General features: G+C 65.7%; 25 protein-coding genes. 11 read left to right on the top strand and 14 right to left on the bottom strand.

Features of this window, described 5'->3' with window-relative positions; genetic code table 11:
* Positions 1-147 precede the first annotated feature (147 nt).
* The 3 genes from AC5JDC_RS02580 to AC5JDC_RS02590 form a co-directional block, all read right to left on the bottom strand.
* Complete coding sequence (locus tag AC5JDC_RS02580) at positions 148-462, bottom strand: DUF6665 family protein (protein WP_495838855.1); 315 nt, start codon at positions 460-462, stop codon at positions 148-150.
* A 5-nt stretch (positions 463-467) separates the two neighbouring features.
* Positions 468-953, bottom strand: coding sequence for a GNAT family N-acetyltransferase (locus tag AC5JDC_RS02585; RefSeq protein ID WP_106772342.1), 486 nt, complete (start codon positions 951-953; stop codon positions 468-470).
* Positions 954-1,046: 93 nt separating this feature from the next.
* Positions 1,047-2,915, bottom strand: a complete 1,869-nt coding sequence (locus tag AC5JDC_RS02590; protein WP_495838857.1) for an ABC transporter ATP-binding protein — start codon at positions 2,913-2,915, stop codon at positions 1,047-1,049.
* Positions 2,916-3,235: 320 nt separating this feature from the next.
* Between AC5JDC_RS02590 and AC5JDC_RS02595 the strand changes: the two genes are divergently transcribed.
* Complete coding sequence (locus AC5JDC_RS02595) at positions 3,236-3,667, top strand: type II toxin-antitoxin system HicB family antitoxin (protein WP_495838859.1); 432 nt, start codon at positions 3,236-3,238, stop codon at positions 3,665-3,667.
* A 62-nt stretch (positions 3,668-3,729) separates the two neighbouring features.
* Here the strand turns inward: AC5JDC_RS02595 and AC5JDC_RS02600 are convergent, their stop codons facing one another.
* Both AC5JDC_RS02600 and AC5JDC_RS02605 read right to left on the bottom strand, forming a co-directional pair.
* Positions 3,730-5,592: an ABC transporter ATP-binding protein gene (locus AC5JDC_RS02600; protein ID WP_495838861.1), complete on the bottom strand. Its 1,863-nt coding sequence runs from the start codon at positions 5,590-5,592 to the stop codon at positions 3,730-3,732.
* 42 nt (positions 5,593-5,634) lie between these two features.
* Entirely contained in the window at positions 5,635-6,012 is a 378-nt protein-coding gene (locus AC5JDC_RS02605) for a hypothetical protein (RefSeq protein ID WP_495838863.1), read from the bottom strand.
* Between the two features lie 325 nt (positions 6,013-6,337).
* Here AC5JDC_RS02605 and AC5JDC_RS02610 point away from each other — a divergent pair, with 325 nt between their 5' ends.
* The 3 genes from AC5JDC_RS02610 to AC5JDC_RS02620 all read left to right on the top strand — a co-directional run bounded on the left by AC5JDC_RS02610 (position 6,338) and on the right by AC5JDC_RS02620 (position 8,610).
* Complete coding sequence (locus tag AC5JDC_RS02610; protein ID WP_495838966.1) at positions 6,338-6,796, top strand: tRNA (cytidine(34)-2'-O)-methyltransferase; 459 nt, start codon at positions 6,338-6,340, stop codon at positions 6,794-6,796.
* 86 nt (positions 6,797-6,882) lie between these two features.
* The gene (gene soxR / locus AC5JDC_RS02615; RefSeq protein ID WP_106772347.1) at positions 6,883-7,332 is read left to right on the top strand and encodes a redox-sensitive transcriptional activator SoxR; all 450 of its coding nucleotides are present in this window, start codon (positions 6,883-6,885) and stop codon (positions 7,330-7,332) included.
* A gap of 24 nt (positions 7,333-7,356) precedes the next feature.
* Positions 7,357-8,610 (top strand): tetratricopeptide repeat protein, encoded by a 1,254-nt coding sequence (locus AC5JDC_RS02620; RefSeq protein ID WP_495838865.1) that lies wholly within the window; start codon positions 7,357-7,359, stop codon positions 8,608-8,610.
* A gap of 6 nt (positions 8,611-8,616) precedes the next feature.
* On the opposite strand, the gene AC5JDC_RS02625 is transcribed toward AC5JDC_RS02620, so the two are convergent.
* Positions 8,617-8,874: a hypothetical protein gene (locus AC5JDC_RS02625; RefSeq protein ID WP_106772349.1), complete on the bottom strand. Its 258-nt coding sequence runs from the start codon at positions 8,872-8,874 to the stop codon at positions 8,617-8,619.
* 121 nt (positions 8,875-8,995) lie between these two features.
* On the opposite strand from AC5JDC_RS02625, the gene hemF reads away from it, so the two are divergent.
* The 3 genes from hemF to AC5JDC_RS02640 all read left to right on the top strand — a co-directional run bounded on the left by hemF (position 8,996) and on the right by AC5JDC_RS02640 (position 11,352).
* The gene (gene hemF / locus AC5JDC_RS02630; protein ID WP_495838868.1) at positions 8,996-9,910 is read left to right on the top strand and encodes an oxygen-dependent coproporphyrinogen oxidase; all 915 of its coding nucleotides are present in this window, start codon (positions 8,996-8,998) and stop codon (positions 9,908-9,910) included.
* 380 nt (positions 9,911-10,290) lie between these two features.
* Positions 10,291-10,986, top strand: coding sequence for an alpha/beta hydrolase (locus AC5JDC_RS02635; protein WP_245428400.1), 696 nt, complete (start codon positions 10,291-10,293; stop codon positions 10,984-10,986).
* 180 nt (positions 10,987-11,166) lie between these two features.
* Positions 11,167-11,352, top strand: coding sequence for a DUF1059 domain-containing protein (locus AC5JDC_RS02640; RefSeq protein WP_106772350.1), 186 nt, complete (start codon positions 11,167-11,169; stop codon positions 11,350-11,352).
* Here AC5JDC_RS02640 and AC5JDC_RS02645 read toward each other — a convergent pair.
* The 3 genes from AC5JDC_RS02645 to AC5JDC_RS02655 are packed head-to-tail and all read right to left on the bottom strand — an operon-like array spanning position 11,349 to position 13,886.
* Positions 11,349-12,623, bottom strand: a complete 1,275-nt coding sequence (locus AC5JDC_RS02645) for a CCA tRNA nucleotidyltransferase (RefSeq protein WP_495838871.1) — start codon at positions 12,621-12,623, stop codon at positions 11,349-11,351. The two genes, AC5JDC_RS02640 and AC5JDC_RS02645, sit on opposite strands and share 4 nt — an antisense overlap.
* Positions 12,620-13,252, bottom strand: coding sequence for a CoA pyrophosphatase (locus AC5JDC_RS02650; RefSeq protein WP_495838873.1), 633 nt, complete (start codon positions 13,250-13,252; stop codon positions 12,620-12,622). Before AC5JDC_RS02650 ends, AC5JDC_RS02645 begins: the two co-directional genes overlap by 4 nt.
* Positions 13,253-13,256: 4 nt before the next feature.
* A complete protein-coding gene (locus AC5JDC_RS02655; protein ID WP_106772353.1) occupies positions 13,257-13,886 on the bottom strand; it encodes a DUF1285 domain-containing protein in 630 nt (209 codons plus the stop codon).
* Positions 13,887-14,025: 139 nt separating this feature from the next.
* On the opposite strand from AC5JDC_RS02655, the gene AC5JDC_RS02660 reads away from it, so the two are divergent.
* The 4 genes from AC5JDC_RS02660 to AC5JDC_RS02675 all read left to right on the top strand — a co-directional run bounded on the left by AC5JDC_RS02660 (position 14,026) and on the right by AC5JDC_RS02675 (position 20,977).
* Entirely contained in the window at positions 14,026-15,030 is a 1,005-nt protein-coding gene (locus tag AC5JDC_RS02660) for an AAA family ATPase (RefSeq protein ID WP_495838875.1), read from the top strand.
* Positions 15,030-15,947 (top strand): DUF58 domain-containing protein, encoded by a 918-nt coding sequence (locus AC5JDC_RS02665; RefSeq protein WP_495838877.1) that lies wholly within the window; start codon positions 15,030-15,032, stop codon positions 15,945-15,947. The genes AC5JDC_RS02660 and AC5JDC_RS02665 overlap by 1 nt, the downstream gene beginning before the upstream one ends.
* 37 nt (positions 15,948-15,984) lie before the next feature.
* The gene (locus AC5JDC_RS02670; RefSeq protein ID WP_495838879.1) at positions 15,985-18,813 is read left to right on the top strand and encodes a DUF4159 domain-containing protein; all 2,829 of its coding nucleotides are present in this window, start codon (positions 15,985-15,987) and stop codon (positions 18,811-18,813) included.
* A 97-nt stretch (positions 18,814-18,910) separates the two neighbouring features.
* Positions 18,911-20,977, top strand: a complete 2,067-nt coding sequence (locus AC5JDC_RS02675) for a hypothetical protein (protein ID WP_495838881.1) — start codon at positions 18,911-18,913, stop codon at positions 20,975-20,977.
* Positions 20,978-21,006: 29 nt separating this feature from the next.
* On the opposite strand, the gene clpS is transcribed toward AC5JDC_RS02675, so the two are convergent.
* The 5 genes from clpS to AC5JDC_RS02700 form a co-directional block, all read right to left on the bottom strand.
* Complete coding sequence (gene clpS / locus AC5JDC_RS02680) at positions 21,007-21,312, bottom strand: ATP-dependent Clp protease adapter ClpS (RefSeq protein WP_495838968.1); 306 nt, start codon at positions 21,310-21,312, stop codon at positions 21,007-21,009.
* An 81-nt stretch (positions 21,313-21,393) separates the two neighbouring features.
* Positions 21,394-22,782 (bottom strand): RNA/DNA-binding domain-containing protein, encoded by a 1,389-nt coding sequence (locus AC5JDC_RS02685; protein ID WP_495838883.1) that lies wholly within the window; start codon positions 22,780-22,782, stop codon positions 21,394-21,396.
* Between the two features lie 124 nt (positions 22,783-22,906).
* Positions 22,907-24,088: a choline ABC transporter ATP-binding protein gene (choV, locus tag AC5JDC_RS02690; protein WP_495838885.1), complete on the bottom strand. Its 1,182-nt coding sequence runs from the start codon at positions 24,086-24,088 to the stop codon at positions 22,907-22,909.
* Complete coding sequence (choW, locus tag AC5JDC_RS02695; RefSeq protein ID WP_495838887.1) at positions 24,085-24,942, bottom strand: choline ABC transporter permease subunit; 858 nt, start codon at positions 24,940-24,942, stop codon at positions 24,085-24,087. The genes choV and choW overlap by 4 nt, the downstream gene beginning before the upstream one ends.
* 130 nt (positions 24,943-25,072) lie before the next feature.
* Positions 25,073-26,020, bottom strand: a complete 948-nt coding sequence (locus tag AC5JDC_RS02700) for a choline ABC transporter substrate-binding protein (protein ID WP_106772361.1) — start codon at positions 26,018-26,020, stop codon at positions 25,073-25,075.
* Between the last annotated feature and the right edge of the window lie 5 nt (positions 26,021-26,025).

Below are 26,025 nucleotides of genomic sequence, written 5' to 3' on the forward strand. Positions count from 1 at the left end.
GACGGCAGATTGTCGCGGGGATAGCCTTGACGACCACTGGTTTGACGCACAGTTGAGAATGAAGCATCGTAGCGCATGCCCGGGGCGCCCGTGAATGCACGCTCCAAAACCCCAACCATCACCATGGTCGTCAGGGTGCCGGCAGGCTCACTTCGCCCCCAGCCTCGCCAGCACCTCGCGCGGAATGCCGTAGTCGCGGATGACGTCGTCGTGGCGCCTGAGGCCGCACAACTCGCGCTGGACGAAATAGCCATAGACCGCCTCGGCCGCTTCGCTGAGCAGCGCCTTGCGTTGGTCGGCATCGCCCTGGTGGGCGCGAAGCCGCGCCATGACCGCCTCGACCTTGCGTCCGGCCGTGCCGAGCGAGGTAGCCATCTCGGCGACGATCTCGTAGTCGAGCACCTCGAGGCCGGTGTGGCCGCGCGCCGCGAGATCGGTGCTGCCGGGCAGTTTCAACGCCATGACGGTCAGTTCCCCTGCCGTCCGCGCGTCGGGGGTCGCGCCAATCGCATGCGGTGCGTGGCGAATTCCTCGCCCTCCACCGGCTCAAAGCCTAGCGCCTCGTAGAAGCCGAAGGCTGTTTGCGCCGACCGCGTGTTGAGCACAGGAAAATGCTTCCGGGCCTTGTCGATGGCACTCCACACCAGCTGCCGGCCGACACCATTCATGCGGTGCGCCGTGCCGACATAGAGATGTCGCACGCGGCCCTCGCGTCGTCCTTTCACGTAGGGATCGACATTGAGCCCGCACACACCGGCAAGTTCTTTCTCCAGCCACGCCCCGAACAGCGCCTCGCCGCGCTTGTCGAATCGGTTGCGGCCATCCTCCCAGTTGTTCGCGAGGGTAACGAGCATCCAGAACCCTTCCTTCCGGCTTTCCTCCGCCAGCGCGGCGAACGCCTCGTGATCTGGGTCCAGGCGCTTGATTCGGTAGCGTGGTGTGCGGGCCAGCATGGCTTCGCTCCATGAAAATCGGCATGCAGGTAAATGGGCATCGGGGCGGAAAAAACCACCGCCTCCGCCCCGCTCACGTGAGTTTCGGCAGACCTATTCCGCCGCCAGCCGGTCGGGAAGGAAACCGCCGGACTGTCGCTTCCACAATTGCGCATAGAGACCGCCCCTGGCGATCAGCGCCTCATGCGTGCCCTCCTCGACGACCCGGCCCCGGTCGAGCACGATCAGCCGGTCGAGAGCCGCGATGGTCGAGAGCCGATGCGCGATGGCGATGACCGTCTTGCCTTCCATCAGCCGGTAGAGATTGTCCTGTATTGCCGCCTCGACCTCCGAATCGAGCGCCGAGGTCGCCTCGTCGAGGATGAGGATCGGCGCGTCCTTCAGCATCATGCGGGCAATCGCGATGCGCTGGCGCTGGCCGCCGGAAAGCTTGACGCCGCGCTCGCCGACATGCGCGTCGTAGCCTTTGCGGCCGCGTGGATCGGCCACGCCCTTGATGAACTCATGGGCGGCCGCGCGCTTCGCCGCGTCCTCGATCTCGGCATGACCAGCGCCGGCGCGGCCGTAGCCGATATTGTCGTGGATGGAGCGGTGCATCAGCATCGCCTCCTGGGTGACCACGCCGAACTGGGCGCGCAGCGACGCTTGCGTTACCGAGCGCACGTCCTCGCCGTCGATCAGCACCCTGCCCTTCTCGACGTCGAACAGGCGCAGCGCCAGGTTGACGATGGTCGTCTTGCCGGCGCCCGACGGCCCGACCAGCGCCACCCGTTCACCGGAACGGATGTGCAGGTTCAGGTTCTCGATCACCCCGCCCCCCTTGCCGTAATGGAAGGAGACGTTTTCGAAACGGATGTCGCCCTTGGCCCGCGGCAGCACGGCTGCGTCGGTCGTGTCGCGGATCGCCGGCTCGACCGAGATGGTGCGCGTCGCGTCCTGCACGGTGGCGTAGTTGCGGATCAGCCCGTTGATGTTGAACATCATCCAGCCCGACATCTGGTTCAGCCGGAACACCAGGCCCATCGCCGCCGCGACGGCGCCCGTGGAAATCTCGCCGCGCGAAAAACTAAGCATGCACAGCGCCGCGATCACGCTCATCATGATGCCGTTGAGCAGTGCCACGGAGGAACGGACGGTGGTGACGGCCCGGGTCAGCCTTTTCACCGCGGCAAGAAAACGCTCCAGCCCGTCGCGGATATAGGCGTGCTCGCGCCGGCCGCTGTCGAACAGCTTTACCGCCATGATGTTGGTGAAGGCATCGACCAGGCGGCCGTTGAAGATCGAGCGCTCGTCGGCGGTCGCCCGGCCCGCCCGTCGCATCTCCGGCAGCAGGAAGTAGACGATCGCCGCATAGCCGGCGAACCACAGCGCCACCACCACGCCCATCCACGGATCAACGGAAACCAGGATCGTGATCGCCAGCACGATGAAGGTCAGGAACGACCACATGGTCTGCAGCACGTTGACGATGAAGTCGCCGACGGCCTCGCCGCCTTGCATGATCTTGGTGGCGATCCGCCCGGCGAAGTCGTTCTGGTAGAAATCGTAGGGCTGCTCGATGACCCGGCGGAACGCCTGCCAGCGCACCATCGAGAAGAAGCCCGGCACCACCACCTGCTGCTCGACCACGGCGGAGGCGATCATGACGATGGTGCGCACCACGAGCAGTAGAGCGAGCAGGCCTGCGAGTTCCCGCCAATGGTCGGTGAACAGCGTTGCCGGATTGGCGTGGTCGAGCAGGTCGATCAGCCAGCCGACGGCCCAGTAGAGCGCAGCGTCCACCGCGCCGGCCGCACCGCCGACGAGGAGCAGCAGCACGAACGGCCAGCGCGCCTGGTTGGCGAAATACAGGATGAAACGCCACGCATCCTGCGGCAGCACCTCGCGGTCGGTGTCCCGGAACGCGTCGACGGAATTCTCGACCCGCTGCCACAGCCGTTCGCGAAAGCCGGTCTCATTCATGCAGCAGCCTTTCGCGGGATCGAGTCGCAGTTCGCACAAAAATGTGCGATACTTCTGCCTGGGCAACGGGTGGCGACATGAAACGTGAAGCCTTGATTCGCGAGCTTCGCAAATGGGCCAGGAAGAAGGGCGTATATTTCGAGGTCATCGACGACAAGGGCAAGGGCTCCACTGTCGAGTTGAGCTAGGCCCCAGAATGACCATTATCAAGTCGGGCGACTTGAGGCCCGGCTATGTGGCACTTATCAAGAGGCAATTAGGTGTCGAGTGAGCCGCCTTTCGCAGCTATCTGCCAAGGGAGCCAGACGGAGAGTATCCCCATGAACTATGTCTATCCTGCGATCTTCCATCCGGAATCCGATGGCGGCTTTCTTGTAACCTTCCCGGATGTGCCGGAGGCGATTACCCAGGGTGACGATTTTCTGGATGCCAAAGCCAGCGCTTCCGATGCCCTGGGATTAGCGCTGCGTGGGTACCTTGTGCACGACAAACCGCTGCCGATTCCCTCTAAGCGCAAAGCCAGCCAAGTCGACGTGCCCGTCGAAATGGCCAACGCCCTGAAAATTGCCGTCATCGAAGCCTTTCGCGCTTCCGGCATGTCCAAGTCTGAGTTCGCCAGACGGCTCGGAAAGGCGGAGAACGAGGCGCGCCGTATCCTCGACCCCGACCACCCTACCAAGCTCGCCACGCTTGATGCGGCACTCAAGCTGTTCGGTAAGCAAGTGTTTGTCTCGATCGGAGACGCGGCGTGAAGTGCCGTCCCGAACGGCAGCGTCGGCCGCCGTCACCAGCGGAGCGGGGTCTCTCATAAACCTCACTCCGCCGCCGCCTTCTCCACCTCGCCGGCCTCGTCGTCAGGCAGGAACCCGCCGGACTGCCGCTGCCAGAGCTGCGCATAGAGGCCCTGCCTGGCGATCAGCTCGTCATGCGTGCCGTCCTCGATCACCGACCCCTTGTCCATGACGATCAGCCGGTCCATCGCCGCGATGGTGGAGAGCCGGTGCGCGATGGCGATCACCGTCTTGCCCTCCATCAGCCGGTAGAGGTTCTCCTGGATCGCCGCCTCGACCTCGGAATCCAGCGCCGAGGTCGCCTCGTCGAGGATGAGGATAGGCGCGTCCTTCAGCATGACGCGGGCGATGGCGATGCGCTGGCGCTGGCCGCCGGACAGCTTTACGCCGCGCTCGCCGACATGCGCGTCGAAGCCCCTCCGCCCCTTCGGATCGCTCAGCGCCGCGATGAAGTCGAGCGCCTCGGCCTTGCGCGCCGCCTCGACCACCATCGCCTCGGTGGCGTCCGGACGACCGTAGAGGACGTTCTCCCGCACCGAGCGGTGCAGCAGCGAGGTGTCCTGTGTGACCATGCCGATATTGGCCCGCAGCGTATCCTGCTTGACCGCCGAGATGTCCTGCCCGTCGATGAGGATGCGCCCGCTCTCCAGGTCGTAGAAGCGCAGCAGCAGGTTGACCAGCGTCGACTTGCCGGCGCCCGAGCGGCCGACGATGCCGACCTTCTCGCCCGGCCGCACCTGGATCGACAGGTTGTCGATGACGCCCTTGCCCTTGCCGTAATGGAAGCCGACGCGGTCGAAGACGATATTGCCCTCGGTGACGGTGATGTCCTTGGCGTCCGGCTTGTCCTCGACGAGGCGCGGCAGCGAGATCGAATTGATGCCGTCCTGCACCGTGCCGATATTCTCGAACAGGCTCGACATTTCCCACATCACCCAGTGCGACATGCCCCACATTCTCAGCACCACGCCGATGGCCACCGCCACGGCGCCGACCGACACCAGGCTCTCGAGCCAGAGCCAGATCGCGACCGCGCTGACGCCGACCAGCAGCGCCGCGTTCAGCAGCCCGAGCAGCACGAACAGCGTGGTCACCAGCCGCATCGACCTGTAGACGGTGTCCATGAAGCCGCTCATCGCGTCCCGCGCATAGGTGGCTTCGCGCCGCGCATGCGAGAACAGCTTCACCGTCTGGATGTTGGCGTAGCTGTCGGCGATGCGCCCGGTCATGGTCGAGCGCGCGTCGGCTTGCTCCTCGCCGACCTTGCCGAGGCGCGGAATGAAATAGCGCAGCAGCCAGACGTAGCCGATCAGCCAGGCGAACAGCGGCAGCATCAGCCGCCAGTCGGCCGAGCCCACCAGCACCAGCACGCTGACGAAATAGATGCTGACATAGTTCAGCACCTCGAACAGCTTTATGATGCAGTCGCGCACCGCCAGCGCCGTCTGCATCAGCTTCGTCGCAATGCGGCCGGCGAACTCGTCCTGGTAGAAGGTCATCGACTGCTTGAGCAAGTAGCGGTGGACCTGCCAGCGGATGCGCATGGGATAGTTGCCCATCACCGTCTGCTGGGTCAGCATCTGGCGCACCAGGTCGAGCCCCGGCGAGATCACCAGGATGATCAAGGCCATGCCGGCGAGCTTCCAGCCCTCCGTCTGCAGGAACGTCGCCCGGTCGGCGTTGGACAGCCAGTCGACGATGCTGCCCATGAAGCCGAACAGCCAGACTTCGATGACGGCGAGCACCGCCGACAGCACCGTCGAGACGATGATGTAAGGCCACGAGCCCCTGGTGTAGTGCAGGCAGAAGGCGATCAGCGTCTTCGGCGGCTCGGTCGGCTCGGCTGCCGGGAACGGATTGAGCCTCTTTTCAAACCAGGCGTACATGGACTTGGTCTTTCTCGAACTAATCGATGCCGGAGCGCGCTTTCAAAGGGCGCGCCCCCTCGGTCTGTTGCCGGCCGGCGATCCCGGCTCGAATCTGTGCTCCACGACGCTGCGCGCAAGATAGGATGTCCGGGACGCGCCGCCGAGAGCCGCACTGCGCGTTCCTGACATTTCGCCTCCGGCCGGCCGGATCGGCGCGCCGGCGGTGCCCCGCCGGAACGCCAGCAGCAGCCGTTTCAGCAGCGACGGCCGGGACGGCGCCCGCTCGGCGCGGGAGAAGTCCACGTCCGGCAGGGCGCCGCGATGCGGCCGCCGCTGCGCCCCATCGCCGGCCCGCCCCTGCCCGAGCGCCTGCGCCCAGGCGGCGAGCCGCGCCTCGTCGAGTCGGATAGGATCGTCCGGATCACGGACGGGAAGCATATGCGGGCCTGCTTGCCCGCGAACGGAAAGGAAAGACATCGCAAAATCCTTCGAGAACCAGGAATGGGTTCCGGCGGGAATCGCGACGATCAGGTTTTTGCAGAGCTGATTTGAAACGTCGAACCGATGCCGCCGTCAGGCGAAAAGCCCACGATTGGGGCGGTGGATATCTACGGTCATCATGAATTCCATATCCGCCTCCGTCAGTTCGAGTTGACAATGCCCGCCCTATAGCCGCATTCGGCCGAAAATGCCACCCAGAAAAGCCGGCGGCACTAACCTGCGGCTGCTGTGTGGCCGTCCGGCAACGCGCCTTCGGAACCAGATCTTGGCCACGCTCCGCATCGCCCTCTACCAGCCCGACATCGCCGGCAACACCGGCACCATCCTGCGCATGGCCGCCTGCTTGGGGCTCGCCGTCGACATCATCGAGCCGGCCGGCTTCGACCTCTCCGACCGGGCGCTCCGGCGCGCGGGCATGGACTATCTGGAAATGGCCGCGCTGACCCGCCACCTCGACTTCGCCAGTTTCGACGCCTGGCGCCATGGCGAACACCGGCGGCTCGTGCTGCTGTCGACCAGGGCGGCGAGGCCCTACACGCAATTCTCTTTCACCCCGTCCGACATTCTTCTGTTCGGCCGCGAATCGGCCGGGGTTCCGGACGCCGTCCATGATACGGCCGACGCGCGCCTGCTGATCCCGATGCCGGGCGGGGGCCGCAGCCTCAACGTGGCGCTTGCCGCGGCCATGACCGTCGGAGAGGCGATCCGCCAGGTGGGCTGAGTTCGACACGTCGTTCCTCGTGATTTGCCATCGTCAGGACTTCTTGATAAGACCTCAACTAATATTGAGGTCAAGGGAGTGCGTGCATGGCACGGGAACTGACCGTCGGACAGGTTGCCGAGCGCAGCGGCGTCGCGGTCTCGGCGTTGCATTTCTACGAGGCAAAGGGGCTGATCAGAAGCCAGCGCACCGCCGGCAACCAGCGCCGCTACGGCGGCGACGTGCTGCGCCGGGTCGCGGTGATCCGCATCGCCCAGGAGGTCGGCATCTCGCTGGCCGACATCGGCAAGGCGCTCGATTCCCTGCCGGAGGGGCGCACGCCGACCCGCCAGGATTGGAGTCTGCTTTCAAAGGGCTGGCGCGAAGATCTCGACCGCCGCATCAGGCAATTGGAGGCCCTGCGCGACGGCCTGGACGACTGCATCGGCTGCGGCTGCCTGTCGATCGACCGCTGCAGGCTGCGCAACCCGGATGACCGGCTCGGCAAGGAAGGCGCCGGAGCGCGCAGGCTTGTCGACGGGCGGTCGACAAGTTAAGCCGGCCCCCGATAGGACCTGTCGATGAGCCAACCGACCGCTCTAAGCGGACCCAGCTTTCATCTCCGCACGGTAAGGGGCTCGACAAAGCTCGTCTTGTTCTTCGGCGGCATCGGCGCCCGCGACGGCCGCTTCCAGTACTGGAAGGTCGGCAAGGCGCTCGACGCGCATTGCCTCTTCCTCAGCGACGGACGCAAGCACTGGTACCAGGGGGGCGTGCCGGGGCTCGGCGACCACCTCGAGTCGACGCTCGACAGCATCCGCCGGTGGGCCGTCGTGCTCGGAACCGACGAAATCTACGCCTTCGGCCAGAGCATGGGGGCGCATGGCGCGATTCTCTACGGCGCCAGGCTTGGCGCGCGGGTGATAGCCTTCGGCGCCGAGACCATCCTGCGGCTGGAGAGCAGCCGCAGCATGAGGATGCTCGCCGCCGACGCGCATATCGCCCACCCTGACCTGCTCGATGCAATCATCGCGGCGGAGAAGCCCATCCTCACCTTCGCCAGCGAAGAGGATCCGATCGACCTCTATTGCATCGACCGCGTTAACGGCCTACCCAACTGCCGGGCGCGAACCATCACCGGATACAAGCACGATCTGGCAACCCACCTGCATCGGGCCGACCAGTTGGTGCCCATGCTCAGGACGTTCGTCGACAATCGGCCGATTCCCCTGCTCCAGAACGAAGGCCGCGCGCTTTCTCATCCCGGCTTCGCCGAGGCCTTCTACGATCTCTTCCGCCACGTCAGGGCCGGCCGTTACGACGAGGCCGCAGCGGCCGGGACGTTCGCCGTTTCACTCTACCCGCGCTCCGCCTATGCCTCCTACCTGACCGGCAAGGCGCTGTTCGCCATGAAGCAGATCGGCCCGGCGCGGCCGCATCTGGAGAATGCGCTCACCCTCGCCCCGAGCGAGCCCGGCTATCGATTTCTGATGGGCCGGTGCCTGGCGCAGCTTCGGGAATACGATCGGGCGATCGCCATCTTCGACGGCATCATCGCTGAGCGGCCGGACTCCGCCGGCGCCTTCCACCAGATAGCCGGCATCCGCTACCGGCAAGGCGATCTTCTGCAGGCGCTGGCGGCGTCGCGACGCGCCGTGGCGCTTGCGCCCGCTATCAAGGTCTACGCCACCCTGCGCGACAAGATCGAGGCCAGGCTGGCCGTGTCGCCGGCACAGGCCGCGCCTGCTCTGCCCGACGATCCCATGCAGCCGGACCAAACCAAACTGTCCGGCTTGTATCGATCCGTCGTGGAGGTCGTGTCGCGGCGCCGGTGACCACAATCAGTCCGCGGCCGGCAGCCGCCGGATCGTGAACTCGATGATGTCGTTCGGCCGCTCGAACCAGCTCTCTATCGCCGTCCAGTAGGCCTGCTTCGGCCAGCGGTCGAACCATTCCTGTGCCTTCTGCCGGGCGTCGGGTCGCGGCAGCACGAAGGTCTCGCGGATAAAACCGTCGCCAAGTCTCGTCCGACCTTCCGCGCGGGCGCGGTCGAGCTGCCTCCTAAGGCCGTCGAGCGGCGGTCTTTTCGGCGCGGGCACCGGTAAACCTCCTGCGACTAAGACGCTCACTTGCATGAGATTAGGGATCGTCGGCAAAAATACGAGTCATTTTGTGCCGCCCGGCGTGTATGTCGTCCGGCGTGGCAAACGGAGAATGATCATGGAGCGTCCACAGCTCGCGCCTGGCCTGCCGGCCGACATCGAGGATCGCAAGGCAACGGCGAAAGCCTGGTTCGAAGAGCTGCGCGACCGCATCTGCGCCGCCTTCGAGACGATCGAGGACGATCTTGCCGGCCCCCTCGCCGATCGCCCCGCAGGCCGTTTCGAACGCACGCCCTGGCAGCGCGAGGCCGGCGCGGGCGGCGGTGGGGTGATGTCGGTGATCCACGGCCGCGTCTTCGAGAAGGCGGGAGTGCACACCTCGACAATCCATGGGGAATTCTCGCCGGAGTTCCGAAAGCAGATACCGGGCGCCGAGGAGGACCCGCGCTTCTGGGCGAGCGGCATCTCGCTGATCGCCCATCCGCAAAACCCCAATGTGCCGGCCGTCCACATGAACACCCGCATGGTGGCGACCTCGCGCTGCTGGTTCGGCGGCGGCGCCGATCTGACGCCGGTGCTCGACCGTCGCCGCACGCAGGAGGACCCGGACACCCTCGCCTTCCATGCCGCCATGCAGGTGCCTTGCGGCAAGCACGCGACGATCGCCGACTATGAGAAGTTCAAGACCTGGTGCGACGAATATTTCTTCCTCAAGCACCGCAACGAGTCGCGCGGCGTCGGCGGCATCTTCTTCGACTGGCTGCAGCCAACACCCGAGCAAGGCGGCTGGGATGCCGGCCTCCGCTTCGTGCAGGACGTCGGCCTCGCCTTCCTCGATATATATCCCCGCCTTGTCCGCGGGAACTTCAACGAGGTGTGGACGCCGGCCGACCGCGACGAGCAGCTCGTGCGTCGCGGCCGCTACGTCGAGTTCAACCTGCTCTACGACCGCGGCACGATCTTCGGCCTGAACACCGGCGGCAACGTCGCTGCGATCCTCTCTAGCCTGCCGCCGGAGGTGAAATGGCCCTGATCGGTCCGATCACGATCGCGCGAGCCGCGCCGCGGCGATGGTGACTTTCGCGAAAACCCCGATATAGAGGCGCCGCCATTTGGGTGCCGGGCCGAAGAAAAGCCCGCGTCGGTGGTTGAGGGAGAGGGTGGGCGGTCGACAAGGCACGCGGCCTCTAAAATTAGCCTTAACTTTTCGCTGACAGGGTTTTGCCCATGGCCAGAATGCGTGCGCTTGGCTGCGCCTTGCTCGTTCTTCTTTCCGCATCCGCAACGGCCCGGTCAGCCGAACGACCGTCATCATGCGGGAGCGGGTCCGTTCCGACGGAAACGATCGTCGATCGGACAACCGACGACATCCTGCCGACAGCCTGTGTCCTGAGAATCGCACCGGAGGACGGCGTGACCAAAAAACCCGTCGAGAACCGCCGCTCGAAACTCCCGCCGGCCGCCACCGCTGCGATCGAGCGCGTCAAGCAGTTCAAGGTCGTCTACAAACGGCCGAAAAATCCGTCGGGCGAAACCATGGTGCTGCTGCACGGCTCCGGCGGTAACGAAACGACCCTGATCCCGCTCGCGTCGCGGCTGGCGCCGGGCGCCACGCTGATGGGCGTGGCCGGCCGGGTCACCCAGGAGGGCACCACGCGCTGGTACCAGCGTATATCGCCAATCGCCTTCGACCAGACCGATATCCGCGCCGAGGCGGAGGCATTCGCCACCTTCCTGCGCAATCAGGTCAAGACCGAGAAGCTCGATCTCAAGCGCACCGTCTTCATCGGCTATTCGAACGGCGCCAACCTGCTCGCCGCCCTCTGCCTGCTGCATCCCGGCCTGGTCGAGCGCGCCGCGCTACTGCGGCCCATGCCGGTGCTGGACGAGGTCCCGCAGGCCGATTTGAGGAAGACCCGCTTCCTGATCGTCGTAGGCGAATCCGACGAGACCTACGCACCTTACGGTCCGCGGCTGGAAAAGATCCTGCGCGATCACGGCGGCCGCGTCGAAGCCAAGGTGGTCAAGACCGGCCATCTGCTCGGTGACGAAGATGTCAGGGTCGTGGCCGATTGGCTCGGCGCCGCCAATGCGGTGTCCAAGAACTGAGAGCTACCCTCGCCTGGACATGCAGGGCAAGTCGACGACCGCCGCGCGCGTCAAGGTCGCCAGGTGATGCCGCCTGACCCGGCGACGGGCGGGGCCGAAGCTCCGCCCTCGAAGGGGCAACCAAAGCCCGTGGTTTGTGTTATGGTGGCAGCCTGACCTGGAAGAGGAAGGAGAAAGCCGATGAAGGAATTCCAGTGCGGATCGCTCGTCCCCGGCTGCGACTGGCATACCCGTCATCAGGACGAGGCCGAGGTGATGCGCCGCGCCGTGGAACACCTGCGCGAGATTCATGGCGAGACCATCATCCGCGAGACCATGATTGAGGCCATCCGCTCGCGCATCGAGAAGGTTCGCGACGCGGCCTAGCCCCCCTCCCCCGCGAGCCCCGCGGCGCGCTCGAGCAGCGCGTCGCGCGCCAACGAGAAGCCCGACATCACCCACTCTTCTTCCAGCCGGCGCAGCAGCGCGCCGAGATCTGGTCCGTCTTCGACCCCGAGCGCCTTGAGATCGGCTCCCTTCAGCGGGAAAACCGGCTTCCGCCATGTCGCCGCGCGTTTGAGCAGCCGCGCATAGGTGCCCGCCTCCACCAGCGCCTCCGTCTCAGCCACAGCGCGACCGCGCGCCGAAACCAACGACAGGCGCAGGCGGTCGCATATGCCTTGCGGAGACCCCCGGTAGAGCAGGCGCGCCAGTGCGGTGTCACTGGTTGTCGCAGCCAGCGGGGCGGCCTTCGCCCAGTCGGCCAGCCGCGCCGCCTCCGCCTTCGACAGGCGCAGCCGCTCGGCGAGCGTCGCCATGCGGCCGGCATCCGGTGGCACGATGGCCTCCAGCCTCAGCATTGCGTCGGCCGGCCAGCCGAGGTCGCGCTCGGTACCGACCAGCCCGTGCACGGCGTCGATGCCCCATTTCTCGCTTTCCGGCAGGGCGCGGGTGAGCACGCTTGCCTGACGCATCCACAGAAGCGCCCGCGACGGGTCGGGGGCCGACAGCAGTTTCTTCAGCTCCGCCCATACCCGCTCGGCAGAAAGCCCGTCGATCCCATCCTTCAGCCGCGCGCACGCCTTCAGCCCCTCCGCGTCCGGCCGCCCGGATCCGTACCAGGCGAAGAAGCGGAAGAAGCGCAGGATGCGCAGAAAATCCTCGCGGATGCGTTTTTCGGGATCGCCGATGAAGCGGATGGTGCGGGTCTCGATGTCGGCGAGCCCGCCGACAAGATCGATCACCGTGCCGTCGGCCTCGGCATAGAGCCCGTTGATGGTAAAGTCGCGGCGTTCGGCGTCCGCCTGCCAGTCGCGGCCGAACCGCACTTTTGCCCGCCGCCCGTCCGTCTCGACATCGGCGCGCAGCGTCGTCACCTCGTAGGGCCGTCCGGCGGCGACCAGCGTGATGGTGCCGTGCTCGGCGCCCGTCGGCACCGCCTTGAAGCCGGCGGCCTCGCCGCGCCGGATCGTCTCGTCCGGCGTCACCGTGGTGGCGATGTCGATGTCGGCCACCGGCTCGCCCAGCAGCGCATTGCGCACCGCCCCGCCGGCGATGCGCGCCTGCTCGCCGCCTTCCGCGAGGATGGCGAGCAACGCCTGCAGGTGCCGATCCTGCAGCCAGTCTGCGCGGCCAGCCAGCGTCGCCGTGCCGCTCACGCGTACAGCCTCTCGTACAGGGTGCGGATGATGCCGGCAGTCACGCCCCAGATGCGCCGCCCATCATAGGGCATATCGTAGAAGAACCATTCCCGGTCGCCCCAGAAGCGGCTGCCGCGCGCGTGGTTGACCGGGTCCATGAGGAAGGCCAGCGGCACCTCGAAGGCGGCGTCCACCTCGTCGGGATTGAGCACGAGCTCGAAGCCCGGCCGCACGATCGACAGCACCGGCTTGATCCGGTAGCCGCTGCCCGCGACATAGTCCGGCATCTGCCCCAGCACCTCGACATGGGTCGCCGGCAGCCCGATCTCCTCCTCCGCCTCGCGCAGCGCCGCCCGCTCCGCCGTGCCGTCCTCGGGATCGACGCGCCCGCCCGGAAAGGCCACCTGGCCGGTATGGTTGCGCAAGGTCTCGGCCCGCTTGGTGAGCAGCATGGTGGCCATGTCGCCGTGGTCGATGACGGGGATCAGCACGGCCGCCTCGCGCAGGCCGTTCGGATGATTGAGCCGCGGATGTCCCGGATTGAAGCGGTGGTCCCCGTCTTCATCGGGATGGATGAGGAAATTCTCCTCGCGCCCGGCGCGGCGGCGGAAGTCCTCCGCCGTGTAGAGTGTCGACGCCCCCCGCATCCGCTCAGGCGCTCAGCCGCCGCAGATGCTCGGCCGGCATGATCGGATAGACCTCGCCCTTCGAGCGCACGGCGAAGGTCGGGACGCCGCCGACATCGATCTCCTCGCCATGCGACACCAGCTCGTACATGACCGGCCGCGCCAGCAGCGCCTCCAGCCGCCCGCGCACCAGCACGTATGGCTTCAGGCCGCCGGTCTCGGGCTCGTCGACGAAACGCAGCGGATTGCCCGGACCGGCCTCCACCACGTCGCCGACATTGGTCCGGAACGTGATGACCTGGCCGTCGCCCTCGCCCGAAACGTTCATCTCGACCGCCACGAAGGGCGCGTCAGCGACGCGGATGCCGACCTTCTCCACCGGCGTGACCAGATAGGTTTTGCCGTCGTCGTCCTTGCGCAGCACGCTCGAGAATAGCTGCACCAACGGCATGCGGCCGATCGGCGTGCCGAGATAGAACCAGGTGCCGTCCGCCCGGATCTCCATGTCGAGATCGCCGCAGAAGGGCGGATTCCAGCGTTCCACCGGCGGCGGCCCCTTGCCGGCGCGCGTCGCCCGCCCGATCAGCGCGGACAGGCCGGCGGCGTCGCCGGCCCCGCCCATCTGCTGCGTCGCCTCGTGCTGATTGCTGTGCATGGTCACGAAATAGTCACTGTTGTCTCGCTTGTCAGCCGGGTGGGGCTATTTAAGTTTGCAGTTCGGCACTGCAACATCTTTGCACCTGAGTCGGAACCGGACCGCACTGGCCCGGTTGTAGGCGAGAAAGGCCCGAGGCATGAGCGCAATCATCAAGGATCCCGCCCTCAGCGAAGGGGAGATGATCGCACAGGCCGAGCGGGCGCTGGCCGACATATCGCGCATCCGCGAAGGCGTCGGACGCGTCATCTTCGGCCAGGAGAGCGTCATCGAGCGCACCCTGGTCGCCCTGCTCGCCGGCGGACACGCGCTGCTGGTCGGCGTCCCCGGCCTCGCCAAGACCAAGCTGGTCGAGACGCTCGGCATCGTGCTCGGCCTGGATGCCCGCCGCATCCAGTTTACGCCCGACCTGATGCCCTCCGACATCCTCGGCTCCGAGGTGATGGAGCAGGACGAGACCGGCCGCCGCTCCTTCCGCTTCATCTCCGGCCCGATCTTCGCCCAGTTGCTTATGGCCGACGAGATCAACCGCGCCAGCCCGCGCACCCAGTCGGCGCTGCTGCAATCCATGCAGGAATATCACGTCACCGTGGCCGGTGCCCGTCACGACCTGCCCTCGCCCTTCCACGTGCTGGCGACCCAGAACCCGCTCGAGCAGGAAGGCACCTATCCGCTGCCCGAGGCGCAACTCGACCGCTTCTTGATGCAGATCGACATCCTCTATCCCGAGTTGGAGGCGGAGCGCCGCATCCTGCTGGAGACCACCGGCGTCGACGAGGCGAAGCCGCTCAACGTGCTGACGCCGGAGCGGCTGCGCGAGATCCAGCGCCTGATCCGCCGCATGCCGGTGCCGGAGAGCGTGGTCGAGACGATCCTGAGGCTGGTGCGCTCGGCCCGCCCCGGCCAGGGCGACGCCGACACCGACAAGCACGTCGCCTGGGGTCCCGGCCCCCGGGCCAGCCAGGCGCTGACTTTGTGCGCCCGCGCCCGCGCCCTTTATGACGGCCGGCTGGCGCCTTCGGTCGACGACGTGAAGGCGCTGGCCGAGCCGGTGCTGCAGCACCGCATGGCGCTGACCTTCGCAGCACGTGCCGAGGGCATGACCGTGCGCGACGCGGTCGCGAGGCTGGTGAAAGGGCTCTGATGGCGCGGATCGGCGAGGCGTCGTCCCCGGTCGTCGCCAGCGAGGCACTGGCCCGCGCCCGGCTCCGCGCCTCGCTGGTCCCCGATCTGCTGGTCGAGGCCCGCCGCGTCGTCTCCACCGTGATCAGCGGCTGGCACGGCCGCCGCAAGCGCGGCATCGGCGAGAATTTCTGGCAGTTCCGGCCTTATGTGGAGGGCGAGGCGCTGGCGCGCATCGACTGGCGCCGCTCCGCCCGCGACGACCACACCTATGTGCGCGACCTCGAATGGGAAGCGGCGCACACCGTCTGGCTGTGGGCCGATCCCTCCCCCTCGATGCTCTACAAGTCCACCTCCGCATCCGTCTCCAAGCAGGCACGCGCCCTGGTGCTCGCGCTGGCGCTGGCCGAACTCCTTTCGCGCAGCGGCGAGCGCATCGCCTGGCCGGGGCTGACGGACCCAATCACCTCCCGCAGCGGCGCCGAGCGCATCGCAGCGCTGCTCGCCCATGCGCCGGCCCTGCCTGTTCGTCCTGACCTCTCGACGATCCGCCGCTTCTCGGACATCGTGATCGCCGGTGATTTCCTCGATCCCGTCGAGGAAACGCAGGAGTGGCTCGACGTGCTCGCCCGCCACGGCGTGCGCGCACATCTGATCGAGGTCGCCGACCCGGCCGAGGAGACCTTCCCCTATGCCGGCCGCACCGAGTTCACCGACCCCGAGACCGGCGACAAGCTGACGGCCGGCCGCGCCGAACTGCTCGGCGACGATTACCGCCGCCTCTATTTGGCCCGCCGCCAGGAGCTCGGTGCCTGGTGCCGCCGCCTCGGCTGGAGCTACACGGTCAACCACACCGACCGCCTCGCATCGGAGGCGCTGGTGCGCGTCCACATGGCGATGTCGGCCGAGACCAGCTACGCATCGGGGGTGCGGGCATGACTCTGCACTCCCACTCCCGCGGGCCGAGGCCCTCGCCATGAGCTGGCTGCCGCTCTCCTTCGGCCTGCCGGCGGTGCTGTGGGGACTGCTCGCCCTGCCGGTCATCTGGTGGCTGCTGCGGCTCACCCCGCCGCGGCCGCAGACCGAGCTGTTTCCGCCGCTGCGCATCCTGCAGAAGGTGCTGAAGCGCGAGGAGACGCCGCACCAGAGCCCATGGTGGCTGACGCTGCTCCGGCTGGTGATGGCGGCTCTGGTGATCATGGCGCTGGCCGAACCGGTGTTCAATCCGCGCGAGCGGGTGGAGACGGGCGGGAGCGCGCTGGCGCTGGTGATCGACAATGGCTGGTCGAGCGCAGCCGACTGGGACCGTCGCGTCGCCACCGCCGAGCGGCTGATCGCCGACGCGGCGCGGACGAGCACGCCTGTGTTGCTCGCCTTCACGGCGGAAAAGCCCAATGCCGAGATCGGTCCGTTCGATGCGGAGGCCGCGCGCGACCGGCTGCGTGCCGCCGAGCCGCGGCCGATCCCCACCGACAGGACAGCCGTCTACGCCCGCGTCGCCGATGCACTGCGCAGCCAGCCCGGTGCCGCCGTCGCGGTGCTCGCCGACGGGCTCGCCGCTCCGGGCGACGACGGTGCCTTCGCCACCTTGTTCGCCAATCACACCGGGCCGGTGATCTGGGCCGTCCCGGAGCGGCTCTCCGCGCTTGGCTTGACCGCCACGGAAAATGCCGTCGAAGGCTTCACGTTGACCGCGATCCGCCCGCCGGGCGACGCGGCGCCGCGGCAGGTGACCGCCGGCGCCTTCGACGATCGCGGCCGCCGTATTGCCGACGCCACGCTAGCCTTCGGCCTTGGCGAGACCGTAGCGGCAGGCACGATGCGGGTGCCCTTCGAACTCAGGAACGACTTCGCCTCGGTTGCCATCGACGGCGAGCAGCAGGCAGCGGCGGTGCGCGTGCTCGACGAGAACGCCAAGCGCCGCCGCGTCGGGCTGATCTCGCAGTCGGAAGCCGACCAGGCGCAGCCGCTGTTGTCGCCGCTCTACTACATCCGCAACGCGCTGCAGCCTTTCGCCGACCTGATCGAGACCTCCAATCCCGACCTCGCCGTCGCGATTCCGCAACTGATCGAGCAGAACCCGGCGATGATCGTCTTGGCCGACGTCGGCACCCTGCCGGAGGCCGCGCACGCACGGCTCGTCGATTGGGTGAGAAACGGCGGCACGCTGGTGCGTTTCGCCGGCTCCAAGCTCGCCGCCGCCGAACCCGACACGGACCTTCTGCCGGTACGACTGCGCACCGGCGAGCGCGCGCTGGGCGGCACGCTGTCCTGGACCGAGCCGCAGCGCGTGGCGGAATTCCCCGCCAACGGACCGTTCTCGGATCTGTCGCCGCCGAACGAGGTGACGGTGATGCGGCAGATATTGGCCGAGCCGACGCCCGACATCGTCGAGCGCACCTGGGCGAGCCTGGCGGACGGGACGCCGCTGGTCACCGGCGACCGCCGCGAGGACGGCACCATCGTGCTTTTCCACATCACGCCGCAGGCGACCTGGTCGAACCTGCCGATCTCGGGCACCTTCGTCGAGATGCTGCGCCGGCTGGTGCAGTTGTCGCGCAACCAGGGCACGGCCGCCGCCAATGCCGAAGGCCGCATCGCCACGCTGGCGCCCTACCGCATGATCGCAGCGAATGGCGCCCTGGTGCCGCCGACGCCTGATGCGCGGCCGTTGGCGGTCGGAACGGACCGCGCACCGGTCACCATCGAGAACCCGCCCGGCCTCTACGGCACCGAGGAGGGCCTGTATGCCCACAATCTCCTTGCGGCCGACACGCGCTTCGAACCGCTGGCCCGCCCGGAGATCCCTGCGCCGGTGACCGAATTGCGCTATGCTTTCGACGAATCGCGGGATCTGAAGGGGCCGCTCGTGGCTGCCGCCCTGGCGCTGATGGTGCTCGACACGCTGGCCGTGCTCTGGATGAGCGGCGCCTTTGCCCGTCGCATGCGCAGGCCGGCCACGCCGCCGGCGGGAACCGCTGCCGTTGTCCTGCTCGCCCTCGGCCTGCTTGCCCCCTTCGCCGACCGAGCCGCCGCGCAGGACGCCAAGCCGGGCGACGCCGAGGCGGTCGAAGCGATCTCGGTCACGCGGCTCGCCTATGTGATCACCGGCGACAACGGCATCGATGCGATCAGCCGCGCCGGCCTGTCGGGCCTGACGCGCTTCCTGGTCGACAAGACCGCGCTTGAGCCCGGCCAGCCGCAAGGGGTCGACATATCGAAGGACGAGCTCGCCTTCTACCCGCTGATCTACTGGCCGATCGATCCGGCTGCGCCGATGCCGTCGCAGGACGCGATCGCACGCGTCGATGCCTACATGCAGCAGGGCGGAACGGTGCTGTTCGACACGCGCGACCAGTATGCGACGAGTTTCGCCGATGGCGCGGCAAGTCCTTCCACGCAGCGCCTGCGCGATATCCTGGCCGACCTCAACGTGCCACCGCTGGAGCCGGTCCCGGCCGACCACGTGCTGACCAAGGCTTTCTACATCCTTCCCGACTTCCCCGGCCGTTACAATGGCAGCCCGCTGTGGGTCGAGGCGTCGCTCGACGCCAGCAACGCCGACAACCGGCCGGTGCGCACCGGCGACGGCGTCACCCCGATCATCATCACCGCCAACGACCTCGCCGGCGCCTGGGCGGTCGACGAGAACGGCGACGCGATGCTGCCGACCGTTCCCAACGACCCCATGCAGCGCGCCTACGCGCTGCGCGCCGGCGTCAACATCGTCATGTATATGCTCACCGGCAACTACAAGTCCGACCAGGTGCACGTGCCGGCCTTGCTGGAAAGGCTGGGGCAGTGAGAATGGGCGGCCACTTGCATCGAGAGGGGGGCAGCGTGGGGCGCAAAGCTGGCGACGAATTCGGCCGGCGGTCGCCCACTGATCGGATTCGGATTCCATGAACTGGTCGATCGCCTTCGAGCCCCTGCTCTCCTGGCCGTGGCTGGCTGCGGTGCTGGTGCCGGTCGCGTTGCTGGCGCTTGCCGGCCTGTGGCTGCGCCGTCGCGGCGCATTGCTGCGCCTTGCCGCCCTTGCCGCGCTGGCGCTTGCTCTCGTCAACCCGGTCCTCCTCGACGAAGAGCGCGAGCCGCTGAAAAGCGTGGTGGCCCTCGTCGTCGACCGCAGCCAGAGCCAGGACATCGGCGAGCGCACCAGCCAGGCCGACCAGGCGCTGGCCGGCATGCAGGAGCGGCTTGCACGCTTCCGGCAGTTCGAGGTGCGGGTGGTGGAGGCCGGCCGGGCCGACGCCGCCGACGACCGTACCCAGACACGGCTGTTCGGTTCGCTGGACAGCGCCTTCCGCGACGTGCCCGCCTCGCGCATCGGCGGCGCAGTCATGATCACCGACGGCCAGGTCCATGACGTACCCGCCCAGGGCGATGCCGGCGCCGCGCCGCTGCACGCGCTGATCACGGGCGACGAAAACGAGATCGACCGGCGCATCCGCTTCGAGAACGCGCCGCGTTTCGGCATCGTCGGCAAGCCGATCGACATGACCTATCGGGTGATCGCCACCGGCGACCAGCGCGGCACGGTCGACGTGCGCGTGTCGGTGAACGGCCAGCAGGTCTCGGTCGAGCGTGCCGAGATCGGTCGCGAGATGCAGCTGCAACTCACCATCCCCAATGCCGGCCGCAACATCGTCGAGCTCGCCATAGACCCGGTTCCCGGCGAGATCACCGACACCAACAACCGCGCCATCGCGCTGCTCGACGGTATCCGCGAGAACCTGCGCGTGCTGCTGGTCTCCGGCGAGCCGCATGCCGGCGAGCGCAGCTGGCGCAATCTGTTGAAGTCCGATGCCTCGGTCGACTTGGTGCACTTCACCATTCTGCGGCCGCCGGAGAAGCAGGACGGCACGCCGATCAACGAATTGTCGCTGATCGCCTTCCCGACGCGCGAGCTGTTCGTCGAGAAGATCGACGATTTCGACCTGATCATCTTCGACCGCTACCAGCACCGCGACGTGCTGCCGATCCTCTATTACGACTACATCGCCGAATATGTGGAGAAGGGCGGCGCCCTGCTGATCGCCGCCGGGCCGGAATATGCCGGCGAGAGCTCGATCGCCCGTACGCCGCTGATGTCGACGCTGCCGGCCTTGCCGACCGGCGACATCCTGGAAGAGGCCTTCTATCCGCGCCTGACCGAGACCGGCAAGCGCCATCCGGTGACGCGCGGCCTCGAAGGCTCGGCCTTCGAGCCGCCGCACTGGAGCCGCTGGTTCCGCCTGATCGGTATCGAGCAGCCGGAAGGCATGGCGGTGATGAAGGGGCCGGACGAGCGGCCGCTGCTGCTGCTCGACCGCAAGGGCGAAGGCCGCGTCGGCATGTTCCTGTCCGACCAGGGCTGGCTGTGGGCGCGCGGCTTCGAGGGCGGCGGCCCGCATGTGGCGCTCTACCGCCGCATCGCCCACTGGCTGATGAAGGAGCCGGAGCTTGAGGAGGAGCGCCTGACCGCCGACGGTCGCGGCATGGTGCTCGACATCCGCCGTCAGACCATGAGCGACGATCCCGGCCCGGCGCAGGTGATCACTCCTTCCGGGCGGGCGATCAGCGTGCCGCTGACGCCGGCCGAGCCGGGCCTGTTCCTCGGCAGCGTCGAGACCAGCGAGATCGGCCTTTACCAGGTCGGCAACGGCAATCTGTCGGCGCTTGCGCATATCGGCCCGGTCAATGCTCCCGAATTCGCCGACACCGTCTCGACCGAGGAGGTGCTGCGCCCCGCCGCCGAGGCGAGCGGCGGCAGCGTGCGGCGGCTGGCCGGGTTGACCGGCGTTTCCCTGCCGGCGATCGTGCCGGTGCGCGGCCAAGCCGCCGCCGCCGGCCGCGACTGGATCGGCCTGCGCACCACCGACGACAGCGTGCTCAAATCGGTCTCCCGCGTGCCGCTGTTCGGCGGTTTCTTCGGGCTCGCTTTGCTGCTGCTGGCGCTTGGCTCGATGTGGTACCGCGAGGGGCGGTAAGTTCGTCCGGTTCGGCAACACTGCCGAGCCTATTCCTCCGGCTCGGTGGTGAACATCAGCGGATAGCCCTTTGCCTTGCCGGCATCGGTCGCCCGCGTAGCCTTGGTCTCGGCGACGTCTCTCGGAAACACCGCGACGACGCAGACGCCCTTTCGGTGCGCCGTGATCATCACCCGGTAGGCCTGGTCCTCGGACAGCCGGAACTCGCCCTTGAGCACGGTGACGACAAACTCGCGCGGCGTGAAATCGTCGTTGAGCAGGATGACCTTGTGCAGCTTCGGCCGCTCGATCTTCGGCTTCGTCCTGGTACGGGGTTTGACGACGGTTTCAGGCATCGGCGGATCGGCTCCGATGGTTGGTTTCACGCGCCATCCTGCCACGATCATCCGATCGAATCATCTACCGGGCGATCTCAACTAGCTGGAAGGAAAATTGGACCCCTTTATATAACCCGTCTTGTTCAAAGGCCGCCCTGGAACGCGTTCAATCAGCCCAGCCCCAATCATTTTTTGAAATATTCTCTTAATCGAATTTTCAGAGCCGATGAAGCAGATCGATCTCGCAATGGCGTTGTTAATCTCCTCATTCGACCGAAGATAATCAACAATAATCTGCTCCGGAGTTCCAAGCTTTTCATGTCTCAGCACCACCAAGACACCATTTTCTCGCTGCTCGATCACTGGGTCTTTCAACTTTAGATTTCTCATCGCCTCAAAAGCGGTGTTTAGCCCCTCCCCTACGTCCTTGTTCGGAGGGTTTCGAAATTTATTCAGTATTCTAACAATTTTTGGATTTCTAGCAGCTCGCTCATCCAATATATTTTTTACAGTGACGTGAGCTGGCAATGTGCCAGGACTCTGAACTTCGATCCTGTTATCAAAAATGCGCACATGAACATCATCATTTATACTGTAGTCACGATGTATAACAGAGTTAGTAACAATCTCATGAATTGCTTCGGTTGGATACTCTATCTTCTCCAATCCCTCCAAGCCAAGAAGGGGTATCTCTTCAGTTATCCTTTTTATCTCAGATACTGAATCAAATATTTGCTTATAGAGATTTCCTTCTATTGATATTGGATCGAAGGCGAGCGTAGCCCTTGTTCCCACAGCTTCCTGGCTTTTGTAGCGATATATCTTTATCGATGCCTTCGGCAAATCAACTTGAGGCTCATCATCAAAAAGCAGTATCCCCGCCACTGCTGGCTTGTCGCTTACAATTAATTTTTGTTTTCGGAGCCAAGCCTCTGGCTCAGCCGTCGGCACAATCTCCAGCATGAATTCGATGATTGCCCTCGAATTCGTTATGCCATCTACTTCAGTCGAAATGGTCCTATCTTCAAAGCTTGTTATACCCTTGTTTAGTCGCAAACGCTCCAGTTTTTCTTCAGTGTCTTGTGGAAGATTTTGAGCGCCTCTGCGAAGATAAACGCGCCCGTCAGATGCCTTTCTCACATCGCCGGTTTTCTCAATCTCAATTTGGAGAACCAGACTTCCTGATCCATCTCGTTGCAAAAAGCCACATCTAGTTATTGAACCAATCGGAAAATATTCCTCTACTAATTGTATATGAGCATTGGCTTTCTCTACGTCTTGAAAGCCGTCCCAGCAAAAGGCTCCTGAGGGCAGAGCAGAAACCCCAACAAAAACTTCGCCACCGTCCGCATTTGCTAATGCACACAACGTCTTAGTAAGTTTGCCGGGCAATATTGCCGCAGCCTTCATGTCGCAAAACTGTCCTTCAGAGCGTATCAAAATGGCATTGGCTTGCTCAGCAGTTATCGAGACGACTTCGATGCCCAATGGTCCCTCCCCCGCTCACCCGAGTTGCGCGGTAGTATAGCGATTCTCGAGACCCCTCTACCACTCTGCAGTTGGCACTCCATCGCCGACCGGAGACCTCTTCGGCGACGGCACATGGGCAATCCTACCTCCGCAACACCGCGCTCAGAACATCCCTGATGCCGATCGCGCCCACAAATCGCGACTGGTCGTCGAACAGCGCCACCGGCGCCGTCTGCGAGCGGTGCATGGCAAGCATCACCGTCTTCAGCGAGGTGCCCGGCGTGGCCCAGAACACCTGCGCGGCCTCCTCCGGTTGTCCCTCGACATCGGCGCAGGAAGTCCACGCCGCCGGCTTGCCGTGCCGCTCGGCGGCGGCCACGAGGCCGTCCGTGTCGATCTTGAAGCGTGTCGTCTTGCGCCGGTCGAGCCAGACCCAGCCGTCGCCGCCGGATTCCAGTTCGTGCAGGCCGCGCATCACGTTCCAGGCCGTGAGTACCGACAGCGGATTCACATTGGCGATGAAGTCGCGCACGTAAGAATTGGCCGGCTTCAGCACGATGTCCTCGGGCGGACCGGACTGGACGATGCGCCCACCCTCCATGATGGTGATCGTGTTGCCGATCTTGAGAGCCTCCTCGAGGTCGTGGCTAACGAAGATGATGGTCTTCTTCAGCGTCTTCTGAAGCTGCAGCAGCTCGTCCTGCAGTTTTGTGCGGATCAGCGGGTCGAGCGCGGAAAACGGCTCGTCCATCAGAAGGATCGGCGCCTCGGTGGCGAAGGCGCGCGCCAGCCCGACGCGTTGCTGCATGCCTCCGGAGAGCTCGTGCGCGTATTTCTTCGACCACTGATCGAGATGGACCAGCTCGAGCTGCTTTCGGACGCGCTCCTTGCGCTCGGCCTCCGGCACGCCGGAAAGCTCCAGCCCGAAGCCGACATTCTCCTCGACCGTGCGCCAGGGCAGCAGCCCGAACTGCTGGAACACCATCGCCACGCATTCACGGCGGATCTTGCGCAACTTGTCCTCGCCGCAGGATACGACGTCGGCAGACCAGTCGCCGTCATGGACGATGACCTCGCCGCGGGTGACCTTGTTCAGACCATTGACGGCGCGCAGGAGGGTGGATTTGCCGGAACCGGAAAGACCCATCAGGACGGAGATTTCCCCTTCCTTGACCGTAAGATTGGCGCCGGCGCAGCCAAGCACGCTACCGGTCTGTTCGAGAATCTCCGAGCGGCTGGCGCCCCGGTCGAGCATCGCGAGTGCGCCGGCGGTGTCGAGACCGAAGATGATGTCGACATTCTTGAAATCGACGGCGACGTTCATTTCTTGCCTCCTCCGACGTCTATGCGGGTCATCCGATCGAGCACGATCGCCAGCACCACGATGGCGAAGCCGGCTTCGAGGCCGAGCGGGATGTTGACGGAGTTCAGCGCCCTGACCACCGGCTTGCCGAGGCCGTTGGCACCGATCAGCGCGGCGATGACAACCATGGACAGGCACAGCATGATGCATTGCGTCAGCCCCGCCATGATGGTGGGGAGCGCCGCCGGCAGCTCGACCTTCCAGAGGAGCTGGCGTTTCGTCGCCCCGAATGCTGCACCCGCCTCCAGCATCGGCTTGGGCACCGAGGTGATGCCGAGATAGGTCAGGCGGATCGGCGCGGGTGCTGCGAAGATCACCGTCACGATCAGACCGGGCGCGATGCCGAGGCCGAACAGGATCAGCACCGGGATGAGATAGACGAAGGTGGGCATGGTCTGCATCAGGTCGAGCACCGGCTGCAGCACGCGCCAGACCCGCTCGCTATGCGCCGCCCAGATGCCGACCGGGATGCCGATGGCCATGGAGGCCGCGGCGGCCGCCACCACCAGCACCAGCGTCTCGACAGTCTCCTTCCAGAGGTTCTGGTTGATGATGAAGAGCAGTCCGATGGTGACCGCCAGCGCCAGCTTCCAGGACCGCTGCAGGAAATAGGCAAGCGCGGCGATCAGCAGGACAAGCAGGACGGGCGGCACCATCAGGAGCAATCCGATGAGCCCGTTGAGCACCACCGTCAGTCCGTCGGCGATCGAATCGAACAGCCATTCGAGATTGCTGGTCAGGAAATCGAAGAAGGCCTTACCCCAGCGGCCGATCGGAATCTTGAAGCTGGCGATGAAAGCTGAAATCGGATCCACGCTGTCCCCTCATAGGTTTCGGGGCGACCCTCGCCGCCCCGTGCCTCTGCTGCGATGCGGAGCGGAGAGCCGGCGCCGCCGCGCGCCGGACCCCTCCCCCCGGAGAACGATGCCGCCGGCGCTTGCCGGATCAGCCGCCGAGCGCCGTCTTGACAGCCGCGGCCGCGTCGCCGCCGTCGAACGAGGTAACGCCGGCCAGCCAGGGCGTGACGGTGTCCGGATTGGCCTTCAGCCATTCGGTGGCCGCCGCCTTCGGGTCCTTGCCGTCATTGAGGATCGCGCCCATGATCTCGTTCTCCATCTTCAGCGTGAAGACGAGATTGGACACGAACTTGCCGACGTTCGGGCAGTCGGTGAGATAGCCGGCGCGGACGTTGGTATGGACGGTGGCGCCGCCGAAATTCGGGCCGAACACCTCGTCGCCGCCCGACAGATAGGCCATCTCGATGTTGGCGTTCATCGGATGCGGCTCCCAGCCGAGGAAGACCACGTCCTCCTTGGAACTTGCCGCCTTCTGCACGGCGGACAGCATGCCTGCCTCGGAACTCTCCACCAGCTCGAAGCCGGAGAGATCGAACTTACCGGAGGAGATCATGTCGAGGATGAGCCGGTTGCCGTCGTTGCCGGCCTCGATGCCGTAGATCTTGTTGCCGAGCTTGTCCTTGAACTTGGCGATGTCGGCGAAGTCCTTGAGACCGGCATCGTAGGTGAATTTAGGCACCGCGAGCGTGTACTTGGCGCCTTCGAGATTGGTCTTGATCGATTCGACGGACTTGTCTTCTAGATACGGCTTGATGTCGGCTTCCATGGTCGGCATCCAGTTGCCGAGAAACACGTCGATGTCCTTCGACGACAGCGACGTGTAGGTGACCGGCACGGACAGGACCTGGACGTCCGGCTCGTAGCCGAGCGCCTCCAGAATGACCGAGGCCGTCGCGGTAGTGGCTGTGATGTCGGTCCAGCCGACATCGGCGAAGCGGACCTTCTTGCAGCTGTCGGGGTCGGCAGCCAGCGCCGGAGCGGCGGCCAGCATTGCCGCCATGCCGGCAGACAGCGCGTACAGTTTTATGCGTGACATGCGAG

The sequence above is a fragment of the Kumtagia sp. genome (assembly GCF_059502445.1).